Annotated in this window: 1 protein-coding gene and 1 pseudogene; both read left to right on the top strand. The window is 64.2% G+C overall.

All coding sequences use genetic code 11. From position 1 onward, the window contains the following. Positions 1–85 (top strand): annotated as a pseudogene (locus AC1DT2_RS23500) (DNA-binding response regulator); the annotation flags it as partial. A 56-nt stretch (positions 86–141) separates the two neighbouring features. Continuing rightward, positions 142–1,358, top strand: a 1,217-nt coding sequence (locus AC1DT2_RS23495) for a sensor histidine kinase (protein ID WP_477299090.1), incomplete at its 3' end; no start/stop codon positions are given.

Here is a 1,358-nt window from a genome sequence, read left to right as displayed (position 1 = left end):
GGAAAGCGTGCTCAAGCCCATCGAGACCGTGCGTGGCCGCGGCTATCGTTTCGCCATCCCGCGTAACGAAGCGGACGAAGATTGATCCATCCGGGGGCGGCGCGATCGAGACGTCGCGCCGCCCCGAGGTAAGCTCGAAGCATGGACAACGCTTCATCCACCAAACGTCGGCCTCTTTCGCTGGCCGCGCGCGCGGCGCTGGCGACTGGTTTCGCGCTCGCTGCCTTCCTGGGCCTGACCGGTCTGGCGCAGAACAAGGCGAACTACGCCTCTGAGCTGTCGGCCATGCACGACCGGCTGCACAACTACGCCATCGCCTATATCACCGGCACGGACACGACCCGCGCCGGCAAGGTCACTACGCCGGATAGCCAGCCCAATCCCGATTTTTCGCGTCCGGGCTCGGGTCTGTACGCCATCATCGTGGGCAACGATGGGTTTCGTTGGGAGTCGTCGTCGGCCCTGGGTCGCGACTTCGATTTCGTGCGCATGCTGTCGCCCGGCGAGACCGCGTTCGAACCGGTCGAGACGCGTAGCGGCAAGCTCTATGTCTTCAGCTACGGTGTATCGCTGGATACCACCGACAAGCGCAGCGTGCCGCTGACATTCGCCGTGGCGCAGACCGAAGATCAGTTCGAGCGGCAGGTGGCCACCTACCGGCGTACGCAGTTCCTGTGGCTGGCCATGCTCGGCATGATGCTCATGCTGCTGCAGCTGTTCCTGTTGCGCTGGAGCCTGCTGCCGCTGCGTCGTGTGTCGAGTGACCTGGCACACATCGAACGTGGCACGCGGGACCACCTCGATGGACCGTACCCGGTCGAGCTCACCGTACTGACGCGTCGCCTCAACGCCTTCATCGACAGCGAGCGCGAACAGCGGTCTCGCTATCGGGACACGCTTGCGGATCTCGCGCATAGCCTGAAGACACCGCTCGCCGTGGTGCGCTCGCAACTGGAAACCGATGGCGACGCGCGCAGCCTGCGCGGCGACATCCTCGACCAGGTGCGAAAAATGGACGAGATCGTCGCATACCAGCTGTCGCGCGCGGCCACGTCAGGGCGTCGCACGATCGCCGCGGAAGAGCCCATCGCGGGTCACGCGGAGGATCTGGTGCAAAGCCTGGAGAAGGTCTACGCCGCCAAGAATGTCCTGTGCGAATTCGAGATCGACGATGGCGCCGCTTTTCCGGGCGAGCAAGGCGACTTGCTCGAGCTGATGGGAAACCTGGTCGAGAACGCCTTTAAATGGGCGTCGCATCGTGTCCTGCTTACCGCGCGCAGTAGCGGCAAGGGGAAGGGTCGTAGCGGTCTCGAGCTGATCGTCGAAGACGACGGCCCTGGCATCGCGGACGACAAGAT

This window comes from Luteibacter sp. P4_E6 (assembly GCF_056401535.1).
Note: the sequence above shows the minus strand (reverse complement) of the source record. Positions and strands in the feature narration are given on the sequence as shown.